Raw genomic sequence first — 17,855 nt, forward strand, 5'->3', positions numbered from 1 at the left:
CGTGGTCTTCTAGGCAGGGGTGTTGTGTTTGGCTGGTTTGGCTTTGGGTCCAGCCTGGGACGCAGTTTGAGATGCATGCACGGCCGGCGGCAGCGCCTTCGCGTGTGCCTTGATCGCACGGTCGAACAGCTCCAGCATCTGCTGCAGGCTCGCTTCCTCGTCCGGCGTGGGCGCTTCGGGCACTTGCAGCACTTGCTGCAGCCATTCGCCCAGCGCGCCGATGGCATCCGGTTCTGCGCGCGACAGCAAAGTTGGCAAGGCGGCGATAGCGGCATCGAAATCATGCAGCATCAAACGCGCCTGCTGGCGCACGATGCCGCGGAATTCTTCCATGCTGAAGCCTTGCGTGTACTGCGGCTTGACCAATTTGAGGGCCAGGTTGACGCGGCGCTCGTCGGCGATCATGCGGAAGCGGTAGATGTAGAACAGCGCGCGCACGGCCGCTTCCACCAGAGCCCCGCGCTGCATGTCCTCGTCCATCCTGCGCGTTTCGCAGCGCACGTATTCGCAGTGCTCGGGCGAGATGCCAGGGTGCGGGCGCGGCGGCGTGACGTCGCCGATGGCTTGTCCCGTCAGCGCCTGCACCAGGGGAGAACCGTACACCAGGTCGAAGGTCGTTTCCTGCACCGTGTCGCGCCAGTCGCGCCAGCTGTTCAAGCCGGCCGTGATGGCGCCGGAGATGGCCTCCTGCATGGCCAGCAGCGGATTGTCGGGTGCCACCGGCTGGCGATGGGCACGTACTTTTTCCGCCTCTTTGGCCACCAGCCTGGCCAGCGGATTGTGGTCCGTCCAGCGCTCGTACGATACGCGCAGCGGATGCGAGAGCTGCAGGAAGCGCGCCGACTGCGGCGTGACCATGGCGCGCACCCACGGCTGCGCGAAGGTGCGGTACAGCGCCAGGTTCACTTCGGACACGCGCGCGGCAGCGGCGAACTTGCGGTCGTTTTCCACGCTTGGCTGCACGATGGCGCGCACATCCTCGATGCCGCGGTGCTCGACCTGCAGCACATAGTCGCCGCTCGCCAGGTCGGCGTTCGGCGTATCGGGCGTCTTGTCGACGATCCTTGCTTGATAGATGCCGGCCGGCAGCAGGTTGATCAGATCGATATTGCTGGCGAATTTCTGGTGTTCCTTGTGCCCCACCTTGGCCGAGACGAAAATACCCAGGTGGCCGACGCTGTCATGCACGGCGTACACGATGGTCTGGTCGTGCAGCAGCACATCGTTATCGTCGCGGTACAGGTCCGTGATCCAGCCCAGCGCCTGCGGTGGCGGCGTGATGTTGTCGCCGTTCGAGCAGAACACGACGATGGGCGAACGGATATTGCGCAAGTCCAGGCGCACGCCGTCGGAGGTGATCAACTCCGCCGTGGCCAGGCGGTTGCCGATGAACAGATTGTCGACGATGTACTGCATCTCGACGTCATTGAGGAACACGTGGCCGCCCCAGTATTTTTCAAATTCCAGGTAACGGGGCGCTTCCGTATCGATGTTTGCGTACAAGTTGTACTGCTTGCTCCACAGGGTATTGGCCGGATTGAGCTTCTCGAAATTCTGCACCAGGCTGGCGCCGTCGAAACGGCCGTTGCCCAGGTCGCCCGCCAGCGCCGTGGCCCAGCTGCCGCCCATCAGCCCACCCGCGTAGCGCATCGGGTTGCGGCCGTGCCAGCCGGCCCAGTACGACACGGGTGCGCCGGCCACGATGATGGGGCCGAACAGTTCCGGGCGCATGGCCGCCGTCATGAGGACTTGCCAGCCCGCCTGGCAATTGCCGATGACGACGGGCTTGCCCTCGCTGAGCGGATGCAGGGCGATGACTTTCTCCAGGAAGGCCGCCTCGGCGTGCATCACGTCTTCCACCGTCTGTCCCGGCACGGGATCGGGCAGGAAACCGATGAAGTAGCACGGATGGCCGGCGCGCAGGGCTACGCCGATTTCGCTCTCGGCCTTGAAGCCGCCGATGCCGGGACCGTGGCCGGCACGCGGGTCGACGACGACGAACGGGCGCTTGGCTTGATCTGGCTCCGGCGCATCGGGCGTCAATATGCGCGCCAGGCCGTAGTTGACGGGACGCGCCAGCTCCAGGCCGGACATCACCAGTTCGGCGGGGAAGTCCAGCACGTTCGGCACGTCCTCGGCCAGATGCTCCTGGTACTGGTTGCCGCGCCGGCGCATCACATCCGCGTACAGCACGATGCGCTGCCACGAGTCGCGCGCATAGTCGCCCAGCATGCCCAGGGCCGGCAAGCCGCCGGTGGAGAAAAATGGAACAGATTCGATCTTCATGACTATCCTTTTCATGCGAACAGGCGCCGGAACATTCCGGCGCAGGGCCTACGCCATCTGGCTGATGGTCTTGCGAAAGCGCGCCAGAGCGAAGGTAAACAGGGCCGTGCCGATTGCCAGCAGGGCCAGGAAGGGTTTCCATACCACGTCGATGCCGGCGCCCCGATACAGGATCGCCTGGCTCAATTCGACAAAATGCGTGGTCGGCGCGATCAGCATGATGTTCTGCACCAGCTCGGGCATGCTTTCGCGCGGCGTGCTGCCGCCCGATAGCATCTGCAGCGGCAGCAGCACGAGGATCAGGAGCATGCCGAACTGCGGCATGCTGCGCGCCACGGTGGCGAGGAAAATGCCCATCGAGGTGGTGGCAAACAAGTGCAGGGCCGCGCCGCACAGGAACAGCGCGATCGAGCCTTCGATCGGCACATGCAGCATGCCGCGCACCACCAGGTTCAGCGACAGGGCGGCGGCCAGCAGCACCACGAGGCCCATCGACCAGACCTTGCCCAGCATGATTTCGGCCGGCGTCACTGGCATCACCAGCAAGTGTTCGATGGTGCCGTGTTCGCGCTCGCGGATCAGGGCCGCGCCCGTCAAAATGATCGACAGCATCGTCACCTGGTTGATGAGCTCCATCAGCGAGCCAAACCAGGCCTGGCTCAGCGAAGGATTGAAGCGCGCGCGCATCACCAGCTCCACCGGCGAGACCGTCGCGCCGCGATAGCGCCTGGCGAATTCGGCCACTTCGCCGGCGACGATCTGCTGGATGTAGCCGCTGCCGCTGAAAGCCTGGCTCATGCGCGTGGCATCCACGTTCAGCTGCAGCTCCGCCTGGCGCCCACCCAGCACGTCCGCCTGCAGTTTGGGCGGTATCGTCAGCACGAAGGTGTACTGACCCGCGTCCAGGCCCGCATCGACCTGGCTCTGGTTGATCATGGCCGGCGGCGTGAACTGCGGCGGGAAAAAGGCCGAGGCGATGCGCCCGGACAGCGGCGAGCCATCCTCGTCGACGATGGCGATCGAGGCCATGTGCAGGGTTTCCGGCTTGGCCGTGGCGGCCACGTAGATCGCCAGCGTAAAGGTATACAAGATCAGGATCAGCATCATGGGATCGCGGATCAGGCTCCAGATTTCTTTCACGCCCAGGCGGTAGATATTTTCAAGATGGCGCATACGTTTACGACTCCTGTTTCTTCAGCAGCGCCACCGTCACGCCGAGGATCACGGGGATCGCCACGATCAGGGGCCAGAACGAGGCGTGCAGGTCGCCCAAGCCCAACGCCTTGTTGAACACGCCGCGGCTGATATTGAGCATGTGCGTGGCCGGATACATCAGGCCGATGGCCTTGCCCACGCCTTCCATCGACGAGACGGGATTGAGCAGGCCGGAAAACTGGATGGCCGGGATCATGGTGCCGATCATCGTCACGAACAGGGCCGCGATCTGGCTGCGCGTAAACGTCGAGGCGAACAGGCCGATGCCGGTGGCGCAGATGTTAAAGATGAAGGTGGCGCCGATCAGGGTCGGCAGGCTGCCCTTGATCGGCACGCCGAAGGCCGTGACAGCCAACAACGCCATAAGGAAGAAGTTGAACATGGCCAGCACGACGTACGGCACCTGCTTGCCGAGCAGGAATTCCAGGCGCGTGACGGGCGTCACGTACAGATTGATGATGGAGCCCAGTTCCTTTTCGCGCACCACGGACAGCGCAGCCAGCATGGCTGGCAACATCAGCAACAGCAGGGGAATCACGGCCGGCACCATGGCCGGCAAGCTTTTCACGTCCGGGTTGTAGCGGTAGCGCGTCTGGATGGCGACGGGGTTGTTCATCTTGATGCCATAGCGGTGCAAGGCCTGGTCGGCCAGCCACAATTGATGCATGCCCTGCACGTAGCCCTGCACGGTTTCGGCGCGCATCGGCATGGCGCCGTCGATCCACGCTCCCACCTGCGCAGGCGCGCCGCGCTGCACGTCGCGCGCAAAGCCAGGGGGAATCTCGATGGCCAGCGACAATTCGCCGCTGCGCATGCGCTTGTCGATATCGGCATAGTCGCGCAGCGGCGGGTGCTCGACAAAGTAGCGCGAGCCGGCCAGGTTGTTTGTGTAATTCTGGCTCAGGGTGGTCTGGTCGTGGTCGAGCACCGCATAACTGAGGTCTTCGACATCCAGGCTGATGCCGAAGCCGATGACGAACAGCAGCAGCACGGAGCCCCCCAGCGCCAGCGTCAGGCGCACGGGGTCACGCCGCAATTCCAGGGTTTCGCGCCACATGTAGCTGAGCATGCGCCCCAGGCTGAAGCGGCTGCGCCTGTGCTCCTGCTGCGGTGCCTGCACTGCCGCCTTTTGCCCCGGCGCCTCGCTTTCCTGCGCTTCCGCCGCTGCCGTGCCGCCGCCCGCCTCTTCCAGGTAGGCGATGAAAGCCGCTTCCAGCGATGGCGCGCCCTTCTTGCGCACCAGTTCGGCCGGCGCATCGCTGACCAGCACTTTACCCGCATGCATCAGCGAGATGCGGTCGCAGCGCTCGGCCTCGTTCATGAAGTGGGTGGAGATGAAAATGGTGACGCGGTCGCGCCGCGCCAGCTCGATCATCAGGCGCCAGAAATTGTCGCGCGCGATCGGATCGACGCCGGATGTGGGCTCGTCGAGGATCAGCATCTCCGGCTTGTGCACCATGGCCACGGCCAGCGACAAACGCTGGCGTATGCCCAGTGGCAGGCTGTCGGGCAAGTCGTCCATCACTGCGCGCAAGTCGAAGCGCTGCGCCATTTCATCGATGCGGGCAGCGATTTCCGCTTCCGGCACATGGAACAGGCGCGCATGCAGCACCAGGTTCTGGCGCACCGTCAGCTCGCTGTACAGGGAAAATGCCTGCGACATGTAGCCGACTCTCCGGCGCGTGTCGATATCGCTGGAATCGACTTCCTTGCCGAACAGCCAGGCCTTGCCTTCCGTTGCCGGCAGCAGGCCAGTCAGCATCTTCATGGTGGTCGACTTGCCGCAGCCGTTTGAGCCGAGAAAACCGAAGATCTCGCCCCGGCCGATGCGGAAATTCACATGGTCGACGGCCGTAAAATCGCCGAAGCGCATGGTCAGGTCTTGCGCCTCGATGGCGACATCCTGCGCGCTGGCGGCATCGAGCGGCGTGATGACCACGGGCTGGTGGCCCGCGCGCTTGGCTTCGGGCAGCAGCTTGATAAAGGCAGCCTCCAGGTTGTCGCTTTGCGTGCGCGCCAGCAGTTCGGCCGGCGTGCCCGTACCCCGCACCTTGCCGTCATCCATGGCGACCAGCCAATCGAAGCGCTGCGCCTCGTCCATGTAGGCCGTGGCGACCATGACGCTCATTTGCGGGCGCTGCACGCGGATGCCGGCGATCAGGTCCCAGAACTGGGCGCGCGCCAGCGGATCGACGCCGGTGGTCGGTTCATCCAGAATGAGCAGGTCGGGGTCGTGGATCAGGGCGCAGCACAGGCCCAGTTTCTGCTTCATGCCGCCCGACAGCTTGCCCGCCGGGCGCGCCAGGAACGGATGCAGGCCCGTGCTGCGGGTGAGCTGGTCGATGCGGCGCCGACGTTCAGCGGCATCGTGGCCGAACAAACGCGCGAAAAACTGCAGGTTTTCCTCGACCGACAGGGTCGGGTACAAATTCTTGCCCAGGCCTTGCGGCATGTAGGCGATACGTGGGCAGACATCGTCGCGATGGCGTACATCGCGCATGTCGCCGCCCAGCGCCATCACACTGCCCTGCTGCACGGCACGCGCGCCGGCCACCAGCGACAGCAGGCTCGATTTGCCCACGCCATCGGGACCGATCAAGCCCACCATGCGGCCGGCCGGCACATCGAGGTCGATGCCGTCGAGCGCCACCGTCTTGCCGTAATGCTGGCTGACGCCCTTGATGCTGACGACAAATGGGGTCACGTCCATGGTCACTGCGGAACCTTGGCCGTCAGTTCAGCCGGCCATGCCTGCTTTGTATCGAGACGCACCCAGGCAACGCCGGGCAAGCCCACCTTGACCAGCGCCAGGTGTTTTTGCAGCAGCTCGCGGCTGATCTGCGCTTTCACTCGGAACATCAGCTTCTGGCGCTCGCTGGCCGTTTCCACCGTCTTCGGCGTGAACTGCGCACTGGCAGCGACAAACGAAATCGTTGCCGGAATCACGTAATCGGGCGCTGCGTCGAGGATGATGCGCACTTCGCTGCCCATCGCCACCTTGCCGGCCGCCGTCTCGGGCAGGAAGAAGGTCATGTAGACATCCGACAGGTCGACCAGGTTGAGCACCTTGCCGCCACCGGCCAGTACTTCGCCCTGCTGCGCCACCAGGTATTGCACGCGGCCGTCGCGCGGCGCCGCCAGCTGGCCATCGGCCAGGTCGGCGTCGATGCGCGCGGTGGTCGCTTCGGCGGCCGTCACGGCCGAACGCGAACCGACCACCTGTGCCCTGGCCGCATCGATGGCCGCCTGCGCCGCCGTGACCTGCGCCTTGGATGCATTCAGGGCTGCGGCCACGCTGCGCACGCGGGCGCGGTCATCGTCGAGTTCCTGCACCGAGGAAGCGCCCTCCTTCGACAGGGTTTCCGAGCGGGCCAGGCGGCGCCGGGCCGCATCGAGTTCGCTTTCACGCTGCGCCACCAGGGCCAGCGCAGCCGCCTTGTCGCTCTCGCGCACGGCCACCTGCGCCTGCGCACCGACCACCGCGTCGGAGGCCTGCTGCTGGCGCGCGCGCGCCTCGTCGCGCTGCGCCGCCAGGGAATCCACCTGCATGCTGGCCAGCGGCTGGCCCGCCTTGACGAAGTCACCCTCGCGCACGAGGATCTCCTTGACGCGGCCGGCCAGCTTGGTGGCAACGTCGATTTCGGTCGCTTCGATGCGGCCATTGCCGCTGACAAAACCTTCGCCTGGGCCGGTGGGACGCATTTTTTGCCAGGCCACATAGCCCAGCACGAGAACGGCCACGACCAGCGCGGCGGGAATGATTTTTTTCTTCAGTTGTGGAGTCATGGTGTCGGCAATCGCAATTAATTGGAGAACGTGGCGGCGGCAGCGGAGGTGGTGGCAATTACGCCGCCGCCCAGGGCGGCATACAGGCTGACCTGGCTGGAGAGCAGCGCGCGGCGCGTCTGCACCAGTTGCTGCTCGACCGTCAGCAGGTCGCGCTGCGCATCGAGCACTTCCAGGTAGGGCGCGGCGCCATTGTCATAGCGCAGCTTGGCCAGGCGCGCGCGTTCGCTCTGCGCGGCCAGCGTGGTCTTGCCGATGTCGACCTGCAGCGCCAGCCAGCGCCGGTTCGACAACGCGTCGGCCACTTCGCGAAACGCGCCCTGCACGCTCTTTTCATAATTGGCCACGGCCACGTCGCGGCGCACCTCGGCCAGGTCCATGTTGGCGCGGATGCGGCCCGCGTCAAAGATCGGCAGCACCAGGCGCGGCGCGAAATTCCAGGCGCCGCTACCCGAGTCGAACAGGCCGCTCAATTCCGCGCTGGCCGTGCCGTAGGCGGCCGTCAACGAAATGGTCGGGAAGAAAGCGGCGCGCGCGGCGCCGATATTGGCGTGCGCGGCGCGCAGCTGATGCTCGGCCGCCACCAGGTCGGGACGTTGCGTGAGTAAAGCCGAGGGCAGGCCCGCATGCAGCGGCTGCAGCACGCTGGCGTCGTCGAAGCGGTGCGCCTCAGCAGCCACCGGCGTCAGGTCGACGGGGCCGCCCACCAGCTGGGCCAGCGCATGCGCCTGCACGGCGCGCGCCTGCTCCAGCTGCGCCGACAGCGACAAGGCCTGGCTAAGCAGCGTTTCCACCTGCGTCAGGTCCAGCTTGGAAATCGAACCGACCTCGAAGCGACGCGTGAAGATGCGCAGCGACTCGGCGCGGCTGTCAACCGTGGCGCGCGCCAGCGCAACCCGTTCATCGAGTTCGCGCAAGCCCAGGTAGCCATTGGCCACCTGCGCCACCAGGGCCACGCCGACGGCGCGGCGCGCCTCGTCGCTGGCCAGCAAGGTTTGCAGCGCGCTGTCCTTCAGGCTGCGCACGCGGCCCCAGAAATCGAGCTCCCAGGCGCTCACGTTCAAACCCGTTTGGTACTGCGCGCTCGTCATGGGGCGCCCCGTCACGCTCAGGTCGCCGGGCACGCGTGCACGGCTGCCGGAGGCGCCCAGTGCGATGGTGGGGAACTGCTCGGCGCGCTGTATGCCATACGCGGCGCGCGCCTCGTCCACGCGCAGGGCGGCGATGCGGATATCGCGGTTGCTGGCCAGCGCCTGCGCAATCAGCGCCTGCAGGCGCGCGTCGGCAAAGTAGGCTTGCCAGGCGATGTCCGCAGCGTGCGCGCCGGCAGGATCGGTTTCCGGATACTGCGCCGCCACCGGTAGCGGCGGTGGCGCGTACGGCGGTGCCATCGAGGCGCAGCCGGCCAGGGCCAGCGTGGTGGCCAGTGCAGTGGCCAGCGCGGCCATCCTGGCGCACGCAGATAAAGCGGGAACAGGCATGATCATCTTCTTCCAGTCAATTCAGAATGTTGTAGCCGCCATCGACATACAAGGTGCCGCCCGTGATGGCGCGCGCGCCGTCGCCGGCGAGAAAGGCACACAGCGCGCCCACGTCCTCGATGGTGGCCAGGCGCCGCATGGGCGAACGTTCGATGGCGTCGGCCATCAGGCGGTCAAAATGGGCAATGCCGGAAGCGGCCCGCGTTTCCAGCGGTCCCGGCGAGATGGCATTGACGCGGATGCCTAGCGGACCCAGTTCGGCGGCCAGGTAGCGCACCGATGCTTCCAGCGCCGCCTTCACGGGACCCATCAGGCCATAATCGGCGATGACTTCCTCGGCGCCCAGATAACTCATGGTGGTCAGGCTGCCGCCGTCCGGCATCAGCGGTTCGGCCAGCTTCGCCATGCGCATGAAGGAATGGCAGGAGATATCCATCGCCTGCGCGAAGCCGTCAGCCGAACTGTCCGTGACGCGGCCATGCAAGTCTTGTTTGGGCGCGTAGGCGATGGAATGGACCACGAAATCGAGCCGCCCCCACTGCTGCTCGATCTGCGCAAACAGCGCCTCGAGCTGGCCTGGCACGGCCACGTCGAGGGGCGCCATGATGGCCGCCTGTACTTGCTGCGCCAACGGTTCCACATGGGGACGGGCCTTGTCATTGAGCCAGGTGACAGCCAATTCGGCGCCGGCCGCGCGCAAGGCGCTGGCGCAGCCCCAGGCGATGCTTTGCGCGTTGGCGATACCGACCACCAGCCCGCGTTTTCCCTGCAATGGCAGGAACTGCGGCATGGACGCCGTCATGGCTTATTCGGACGCAAGGCGGGCCAGGGCGTGGCCGCGCTCACGCATTGCACGGCACCGGCGCACACGGCGGCGGCGCAAGAGGCCAGGGTAATGCCGCCGGCACGCGCATACGGCAAGGCAATGGGAGTGTGGGGGTGTAGGGTACTGCACGCGTCTGGCGCGGGGATCTGCATCTTCATGAATCGGGCTTCCGTCACTGAAATTCGAGGCCAGCACCAGTGCATTCTCGGGGAACTGGTACGGGGCGAAATTACTCTACAGCATTTAGAAGCGTGATTCGTGATGATTCCGATCCGCATTTCATGACGCTTTGAGCTAGGTCAACTATAAGTGCGATTGCGGCAATGCAACATTGATGTAAATCAAATTTTACCTCAATATTATCTAAATGAAATATTTTTCAAGCAACCGTGCGGGGATGTGTATTTAATAATACTGTCGGGCTGACAGGAAGAAAATGGACTTTCCAGCGAAGATTGGAGTTATCTGAAAAACAATCAACGCTGGGAGGTGGCGGACGGTGGGTGGTGGAGAGTAGACAGAATGGGGGCCATGCTATTGCGTTGCAACATGGCCCACCATGCTTTGCGGGGTTAAGCTGAATGGCCTTATTTGCGCGGCACCGAGGCAGGACGCGAATACAGGTCGATGATGGTGCTGATGCCATCCTGGCATACGGAGCAGAACGTCTCGCTGCGGTCGAACATGATGCACTGCATCTCGGGACGGTAGTAGCCGGAGGACTCATAGTTCGCGCCTTCGAAGGCGCCAACGGCATGGCGCTGCGGCGCCTTCGAGAACAATTGCTGCGTGTACGCCAGGTCGGCCTTGAACAAGTCGCTCATCTCGCTTTCCGGGCGGTTGGCCGCGCGCAGGGCGGCGCGCTGCTTCTGGTACTCGCGCGCATGGCTGTCGTACGCTTCCTTCGGCCACGGCGTGGGCAGCGGCGTACCGGCCTTGACATGGTTCTTCCATTTCAGCCTGGCCGGATCGCGCAGCGCCGTGGCATTCGGCTCCCACGGTTCCTGCCGCTCGCCATTCGACTGATAGGCCACGGGCGAGGTGTAGTATTCGTCGGCCAGGCCGGCGAAATGGTGGCCGAATTCATGCACGAACAGATAATTTGCCCAGTCGTTGTTTGCTGCGGCCGTGCTGAACTGGCCAAAGATGCCACCGCCGCCATAGGTGTCGTTGTTGACGAGGATTTCAATGAATTCATACGGCGCATATTGGGCCAGGTCGCGCAGGGCGCGGTTATCCGTCGTCAGCACATAGCGCTCGCTGCCGAAGATATCGTAGCGCGTACCCAACGGCGAAGCATGATGCACTCCCGTCGACGGACGCGACACGCCCGACTCCTGCGTCGGCGCGGCCATGGCCCACACATTGAAATCATTGGCCCGTTCGCGAAATGGCGAGACCGTAAACAGGTGCTCGGCCAATTTGCGCGCCGTCGCTTCGAACTTGCCCATTTCGGCGACCGTGTAGCCATCGCCCATGATCAGCAGGTCGACCTTGTCGGACGAGGGACCGCTGACGCGGATCGGGATCGGCTTGACGGGCGCCGGTGGCTGCTTGCGGATCACATCCTGCGCGGCCGGGTCGACATCGGTGCTCCATACAATGGAAAACAGGCCACGCTCGTCGCGCTTCAGGATGCGCACGCGCACGGGCTGCTCGGGCTGAGGGAAACGCACGGATTCCTGGAAGGCGCGCGTGGTGGTTTTCGCTTCATCGGTGCTGGCCCACTCGCCAAAAATGGTGGAAAAGCCGCGCGAATACAGCACCTTGCCCGACTTGATATCGACCACTTCCAGCAGGTTGTTGCCGCGGTTGCTGTCGTCGATGGGGCGTGCCGGATTGCCCGGCCATGGCAAGGGCTCGACCAGCACGCGTTCCACCGCATAATGTTCGCCCAGCGCATTGCCGCTGTGCTGGTAATCGAGGCGCATGGTGGCCGGCTGGGCGGCACTGGTCGCCGCCGCGAGAGGGAGCGAGCAGGAGGCCAGCGCCAGAGCGCAGAGGAAGGAGCGAATCGGAGTTTGCTGCATGTCATTCCTAAAACGGTAGAAAAACAGGTGAAGGGAACGGTTTTCCAAACAATCAGCGGGTTCGCCGGCAGGCGCGGGAAAAACCGCTGCGGCACATTGTAGCGACAGGAAGCGGGCATGCAAAGCACGCGTTTTCAGCCTGCACGCTTGACCTTGAAAGCATTTTTCCATATATTAGACTGACTAGTCGATCAAGCAATAAGGAAAGTATGCGCACCATCGATCCCGACAAACACGCAGCCCGCCGTGACGCCATTCTCGCGGCGGCGCGCCACTGCTTCGCCCGAAAAGGCTTCCACCAGACCAGCACCGCTGCCATCTGCGCGCAGGCGGGCATGAGCCCCGGCAACCTGTTTCATTACTTCCCCACCAAGCAAGCCATCATCGCCGCCATCGTCGACCAGGAAGGCAAGGAGACGGCCGCCTATTTCACCGGCGTGCAAGGCAGCGCCGATGCGTACGGCGCCCTGCTCGATTTCATGGACCTGGTACTGGCACTGGCGGCAGACGGTGATTTTGCGGGATTGGCGCTGGAAATAGCGGCCGAGGCGATGCGCGACACGGATATCGCGGCCAGGGTGGCGCACAATGACGCCAGCCTGCGCGGCGCCATACAAGCCCTGCTGGAAGAGGCGGCCGCACGGGGCCAGGTCGACGCCGCGCTCGACGCCGCGCAAACGGCCAGCTGGCTCGCTGCGCTGATCGACGGCATCTTCAACCGGGTCGCCGTCGATCCCCATTACGCGCCGCTGGCACAGCGCGCCAGCTTGCACCTGCTGCTGGCGCGTTTCCTGCGCCCTGCCCGGTCATGAGCGGCGCCATGACGGCAACACCGGCGCGCATCGCCGATGTCGACGCCCTGCGCGGCTGCGCCCTGTTCGGCATCCTGGTGGTCAATATCGGCGCCTTCGCCACACCCTGGTTTGGCCTTGGCTTGACCGATCCGGCCTTTCACGCCAACGTGGACCGCGCCACGCATTTCCTCGTCGCCCTGCTGTTCGAGACCAAATTCTATCTGCTGTTTTCCTTCCTGTTCGGCTACAGCTTCACCTTGCAGATGCAGGCGGCCGCGCGCGCCGGTGCGCCGTTCGTGCCGCGCATGCTGCGCCGGCAAGCGGGCCTGTGGCTGATCGGCGCCCTGCATGCCGTGTTCCTGTTTCATGGCGACATACTCACCACTTATGCCGTGCTGGGCATCGTGCTGCTGGCGCTGCATCGCTGCGGCGAACGGCAGGCACTGTCCCTGGCCTTGATTCTCGTCACCGTCTGCGTGGGGTTCTGGGGATCGATGGCCTGGCTGCAAAGCCTGCAGCCGGCGGGCGACGCCGCCCAGCAGGCGGTGGCCATGGCGCAGAAGGCGGCGACCGCGCTGGCCGCCTACCGCGCCACCCCGGCCACCGTCGTCAGTCAGCATTTGCGCGAACTGAGTGACATCTGGATCGTCCTGCTGCTGGTGCAAGCGCCGTGCGCACTGGCCATGTTCCTGTGCGGCCTGGCCGCCGGCAAGCGCGAGATGCTGCTGCACGCCAGCGCATACCTGCCGCTGCGCCGCCGCCTGCTGCGGGCCGGCGCGCTGGTGGGCCTGCCCGGCGCCGCCTTCTATGCGTGGACCTCCGTGTATGGTGACAACCAGGCATGGCAGGTGGCGGGGCTGGCCGTGGGACTGGCGAGTGCGCCGCTGCTGGCGGGCGCCTATCTTGCGCTGGCCCTGGCCCTGTTCGAGCGCCTGCGCGACGACACGCTGTTTTCCCTGCTGGCTGATACGGGTCGCATGGCACTGTCGAACTACCTGCTGCAGTCAGCCATCTGCGCCTGGCTATTCCTCGCGTATGGCGCGCGGCTGATGGGCAGCGTCTCGCCGCTGGGCGCCCTGGCGCTGGCTGCCATCATCTTCAGCCTGCAGCTGCCACTGAGCCGCTGGTGGCTGCGCAACCACGCGTATGGCCCCGTCGAATGGCTGCTCCGGGCATTGACGATTGCGGCGTGGCCGCGCTGGCGGCGCGGCGCTTACTTGTAGCGGTACAGCGGCTGGCGCAGCTGGATGGGGCGGATGTCGAGGCGCAGTTTCAGCACCGAATACGCTTCCGCCTCGGTCGAGCTGTAGCCGACGCTGTTGACCGTTTTACTGAAGCGGAACTCGAAGCCCAGGTCCGGATAAGGATCGCGCGGGTTGCCGAAAGCGATACCGATGGCTTCCTGCTGCGCATTGTCGATCAGGTTGCCCATCAGGTCCAGCACGGCGTTATTGCCGAGAATATCGTTGGTAAACACGGGCTCGCGCATGTCGGGCTGGTTCGGATCGAGCTTGTTGTCGGCCTTGTCCGGCGAGGGCGTAAACACGCGCGTAACGAGGTTGAATTTGTCGCCCCGGTCCAGATAGCTGATGGCCGCGTTGCTGATATTAAAATTTTTCACGCCACGGTCGCTGATGGCGCCCGACAGGTCGATCAGCAAGGCGCCACTGTAGCCGATGACTTCCACGTCGCGCATGGCGTCGACCACCATGGCGCTGTTTTCATCGATGCCCAGTCCCAGGTGATAGCCTTTTTTCAGCATCACGGGAATCATGCGCGCAAAGCGCCCGCGTACCAGCAGATGCTGGTCCACAAAAACATCGCTGCCGATGAAGCCCAGTCCAGGCGCGATCTCGCGGCCATCCGTCACGCCCATCTTGAGCATGTCGAGCACGGGTTTGGCGTCATAAAACATGGTGGTGCTCATGATGGCCGCACCGGCGCTGGAACCGGCGATCACGCCGCCGTTGCGGTAGACCGACCAGATGGCTTCCAGCGCGGCCGTGCGGCTGCCGTCCGGGCGCAGCAAGGCTTGCGTGATGCGCCCCTGGTCGCCGCCGGCAAAATAGATGCCGGTGGCCGATTTGATCTGCGTGACGATGGCCGGATCTTCGGCTGCCTTGCGGTAGTCACGATTGGCCAACTTGACGGCCAGTGGCACGAAAAAAGCATCGGCGCCATATTGATTGAGTTTCTTGATGATGCTTTCACCGGATTTTTCCGGATTCATCGCGGCCGAGGCCAGCACGGCGATACGCGCGCCCTGCCCGCCCGACAACTTGACGATGCGCTGCCAGACTTCGGCATTGTCGGCGCGCAAGCCGCCGCCGATGATGACGAGGGTGCCCTGCGGGGCGCTGCCGATGGCACTGCCGCCGGGCGCCGCTGCGGCATGGAAGCTGCACAATGCCAGCGCAAACAGCAGCGCGGCGCGGAAAGTGTGATACAGGCTTGAAGATGATTTCATGGTACCTCTCGAATACACGGAAAGGGGCACGCGCCTGGCGCGCGCCCTTGCTGCCAAACTGCTGCTTGCAAGCCAGCTCCATCGAACTACGATACTACTTGCTGCTTATGACAGCGTTGTTGCGGTATCTCCACGCTTCTATGTAAAACTGCTTACTTGAAGCTGTAATTAGCGCTGGCATAGAAGCGCCGGCCACGCGGATCCGAATAAGTAGGGTCATAGCCGGACAGGAAAAAGTACGCCTGGTTCGAGTACGGCGGGCTGGTATTGAACAGATTCTGTATGCCCGCGCGCAGCTTGAACTGCTTGCTGACCGCATACGCGCCCGACATGTCCCACAGCGTGTACGCCTTCACCCGATTCGGTTTGACCACGCTGCCATCGTCCGTGTTGATGGCCGAGTTCTGGTCCCGGTAGCCGCTCGAATACGTGTTCGACAGGCTGGCCGAATACGGTCCATTATCCCAGTCCAGCGTGATCGTATGGCGCCAGCGCTGCACCACGCCGTCCGTGACGAAGGTATTCAGGTTGCTGATGAAATCGTCTCCAGGACTGGTCTGGATTTTCGAGTCGAGCACATACGTGCCGCTCAGGTGTCCACCGAAACGCCCCCACGCCGTTTTCACGCCATGCAGGTCGGCCGTGATATCGATGCCCGAGGCTTTTTGCGCGCCACGGTTTTCCTTGCGCAGCTCAATGTAGTCGATTTCATTGTCATCGTTGCGATGCACGAGGTCACCGTATTTGGCCAGGTTGCCCAGGATGATGTCGTCGCCGATTTCGCTGATCAGATCCGTGCGCTTGATATTCCAGTAATCAAAGCTGAAGGTCCAGTGCTGGCTCGGTTCCAGCACCAGGCCGGCCGAGAACTGGCGGCTGCGCTCCGGTTTCAGCTTGTCGTTGCTGTAGCGGCGCGTATCCCAGTTTTGCGCGCAATCGGCATAATTGTTCTCCACGGTGGCGCACAGCACGGGATCGGGCAAGGTCGCCGTGCTGCTGTAGACGGTAGGACGGTGCAGGTCCGACATCGACGGTGCGCGGAAACCCTTGCCCGCCGAGGCGCGCATCAGCACCTGCTTGCTGGGCATGTAAGTCAGGCCCACCTTGGGGCTGAGGGCGCCGCCCACCTGCTCGTAATGGTCATAACGGCCAGACAACTGCGCCTGCCATTGCTTGGTAAACGGCAGCAGCAGTTCGCCGTAGATGGCTTGCACATTGCGGCTGTCGCTGGTGCCCTTGCCGCCCTCCGGTGCCGCATCGTTGTTGATGTTGTCACTCATCAGCAATGCCGATGGACGGAACTCGGTGCGTTCGCGCCGCACTTCGCCGCCCACGGCCAGCGCCATGTCGCCGCCGCCCAGGGCCATCAGTGCGCGCGAAGCCTTGAAGTCCAGCCCATCCATGGTGCCGCGCGCATGGCGCACCTCGTCGTTCACCTGGATGCTGTCGAGCAGCGCCTTGCCTTCCGCACCCGATGGCCCGAAGGGATTAATGCGGCCATCGGCGATACCTTCCAACAGCTTGTCGTACAGGACATAGCCATGGGTATCCTTGTCCTTGACCACATTGACGCTGTGGTTCAGGCCCACGTCGTAATCCCAGCCGGCGAGCGTGCCGGTGGCGCCGACCACGAAGCGCTGGCTTTCGCTGGTCAGCTGGCTGGTGCGCATGCCCGCCTCGTTCAGGCGCATGCGCAGTTCCAGCTCGCGTCCCACCGGTTCGCCATCCTCGTCGAGCGCCGTATCGAAGCCGGCATTGGCCAGCTGCGGCACCTTGCTGTAATCGAGATAGCCGATCACGCGCGCCGACGAACCCACGTAATAGCTGCGCGAGCGGCTCAGCGCCACCTCCGCATACAGCTGGTGGTCGTTGTTCAGCTTCAGCACGCCGCGCGTAAGCAGGTTCTGCTTGTCCGTCTTCGGATAGAGCTCCGTGTCGCCCATATAATCGTAGGTACAGGCGTCGACGCCGCCCGTGCCCGCCGGCAGATACAGATTCGCCGGCGGCGCGCAGTTCGGGATCGAGAGATTGATCTGCCGGTTGGTGATCGGCTGGCCATTGAGCTGGAAGCCATTGTCCTGCAAGTGCGCGCGCTGGGCGCTGGACAGGCGGATATTCGCCGGGCTGGTAAAGTTCGACAGCAGATGCCCCAACCGATGCGGAATCTGCAGGTTCGGGATGAACTTGCGCTGCGAGGAGCTGAGGCGGTCGGTCTTTTGCAGGTCGACCACGGCAAAGATATTGTAGCCATCCGTGGCCAGGTCACCGGTGCCGGCCGTGATGCTGGCGGTGCGCTTGCCCGCGCCCCCTTCATCGGTGCGGCTGCCATACACGTTCAGCTCCACGCCCTGGTAATCCTTGCGCGTAATAAAATTGATGACGCCGCCGATGGCGTCCGTGCCGTACAGGGCCGAAGCACCATCGAGCAGTACTTCCACGCGCTGCAGGGCGGCGGCGGGAATGTTATTCAGGTCCACGCCAGCATCGTCGCCCGGCGAGGCAAAGTTCGCCATACGCCGGCCATTCAGCAGCACCAGGGTCGATGAGGTGCCCACGCCGCGCAGGTTGGCGCTGTTGAAACCGCGCTGGTCACCGCCCACGTTGATGCTGGCGCCATCGGTCAGGCCCCCGACGTTGGCGGATACACGCGCCATCAGTTCGGCCGCCGTCGTCACGCCCGCTTTCTCGATATCGGCGCGCGTGATGACCTGCACCGGCAGCGCCGTCTCCGATTCCAGCCGCTTGATGGCCGACCCCGTGATCTCCACGCGCTGCATTTTTTTCGGTGCCGGCTCCCCGTCCTGCCCCTGATCCTGCGCCTGCGCGCCGCTGGCCAGCATGCCCAGCGCCGCCGACACGCTCAGTGCGCCCAGCGCCAGGCGCACGCCTTGCGCCAGCACCGACTCGCGCGGCAATATGGAACCGCCATCTTGTCTTTTCATGTACATTGCAACTCTCCCCGATGGTATA

The 17,855-nt window shown here is 64.2% G+C and carries 12 protein-coding genes; 2 read left to right on the top strand and 10 right to left on the bottom strand.

Annotated elements, in window-relative coordinates; genetic code table 11:
• Nucleotides 1-9 precede the first annotated feature (9 nt).
• From ACQ4WN_RS01900 to ACQ4WN_RS01935, 8 genes are all read right to left on the bottom strand, one after another.
• Nucleotides 10-2,286: a DUF3141 domain-containing protein gene (locus tag ACQ4WN_RS01900; protein WP_436550008.1), complete on the bottom strand. Its 2,277-nt coding sequence runs from the start codon at nucleotides 2,284-2,286 to the stop codon at nucleotides 10-12.
• Between the two features lie 48 nt (nucleotides 2,287-2,334).
• Entirely contained in the window at nucleotides 2,335-3,459 is a 1,125-nt protein-coding gene (locus ACQ4WN_RS01905) for an ABC transporter permease (protein ID WP_436479046.1), read from the bottom strand.
• A gap of 4 nt (nucleotides 3,460-3,463) precedes the next feature.
• On the bottom strand, nucleotides 3,464-6,211 hold the full coding sequence (gene rbbA, locus ACQ4WN_RS01910; RefSeq protein WP_436550009.1) for a ribosome-associated ATPase/putative transporter RbbA: 2,748 nt from the start codon (nucleotides 6,209-6,211) through the stop codon (nucleotides 3,464-3,466).
• Nucleotides 6,212-6,213: 2 nt separating this feature from the next.
• Nucleotides 6,214-7,287 (bottom strand): HlyD family secretion protein, encoded by a 1,074-nt coding sequence (locus tag ACQ4WN_RS01915; protein WP_436550010.1) that lies wholly within the window; start codon nucleotides 7,285-7,287, stop codon nucleotides 6,214-6,216.
• 17 nt (nucleotides 7,288-7,304) lie between these two features.
• The gene (locus ACQ4WN_RS01920) at nucleotides 7,305-8,774 is read right to left on the bottom strand and encodes an efflux transporter outer membrane subunit (protein ID WP_436550011.1); all 1,470 of its coding nucleotides are present in this window, start codon (nucleotides 8,772-8,774) and stop codon (nucleotides 7,305-7,307) included.
• Nucleotides 8,775-8,784: 10 nt separating this feature from the next.
• Nucleotides 8,785-9,570 (bottom strand): enoyl-ACP reductase FabI, encoded by a 786-nt coding sequence (gene fabI, locus ACQ4WN_RS01925; RefSeq protein WP_436550012.1) that lies wholly within the window; start codon nucleotides 9,568-9,570, stop codon nucleotides 8,785-8,787.
• Entirely contained in the window at nucleotides 9,567-9,752 is a 186-nt protein-coding gene (locus ACQ4WN_RS01930; protein ID WP_436550013.1) for a hypothetical protein, read from the bottom strand. The genes fabI and ACQ4WN_RS01930 overlap by 4 nt, the downstream gene beginning before the upstream one ends.
• 429 nt (nucleotides 9,753-10,181) lie before the next feature.
• Nucleotides 10,182-11,624, bottom strand: coding sequence for an IgA Peptidase M64 (locus ACQ4WN_RS01935; RefSeq protein WP_436550014.1), 1,443 nt, complete (start codon nucleotides 11,622-11,624; stop codon nucleotides 10,182-10,184).
• Nucleotides 11,625-11,833: 209 nt separating this feature from the next.
• Here ACQ4WN_RS01935 and ACQ4WN_RS01940 point away from each other — a divergent pair, with 209 nt between their 5' ends.
• Both ACQ4WN_RS01940 and ACQ4WN_RS01945 read left to right on the top strand, forming a co-directional pair.
• Nucleotides 11,834-12,436 (top strand): TetR/AcrR family transcriptional regulator, encoded by a 603-nt coding sequence (locus ACQ4WN_RS01940; RefSeq protein WP_436550015.1) that lies wholly within the window; start codon nucleotides 11,834-11,836, stop codon nucleotides 12,434-12,436.
• 8 nt (nucleotides 12,437-12,444) lie between these two features.
• The gene (locus ACQ4WN_RS01945; RefSeq protein ID WP_436550016.1) at nucleotides 12,445-13,641 is read left to right on the top strand and encodes a DUF418 domain-containing protein; all 1,197 of its coding nucleotides are present in this window, start codon (nucleotides 12,445-12,447) and stop codon (nucleotides 13,639-13,641) included.
• Here ACQ4WN_RS01945 and ACQ4WN_RS01950 read toward each other — a convergent pair.
• Together ACQ4WN_RS01950 and ACQ4WN_RS01955 are read right to left on the bottom strand one after the other, a co-directional pair.
• Nucleotides 13,632-14,885, bottom strand: a complete 1,254-nt coding sequence (locus ACQ4WN_RS01950) for a cyanophycinase (RefSeq protein ID WP_436550017.1) — start codon at nucleotides 14,883-14,885, stop codon at nucleotides 13,632-13,634. The genes ACQ4WN_RS01945 and ACQ4WN_RS01950 overlap by 10 nt on opposite strands.
• Before the next feature lie 152 nt (nucleotides 14,886-15,037).
• The gene (locus tag ACQ4WN_RS01955) at nucleotides 15,038-17,833 is read right to left on the bottom strand and encodes a TonB-dependent receptor (protein ID WP_436550018.1); all 2,796 of its coding nucleotides are present in this window, start codon (nucleotides 17,831-17,833) and stop codon (nucleotides 15,038-15,040) included.
• Nucleotides 17,834-17,855: the final 22 nt, after the last annotated feature.

It is taken from the genome of Janthinobacterium pasteuri (genome assembly GCF_051380775.1).
Classification (GTDB): domain Bacteria; phylum Pseudomonadota; class Gammaproteobacteria; order Burkholderiales; family Burkholderiaceae_D; genus Janthinobacterium.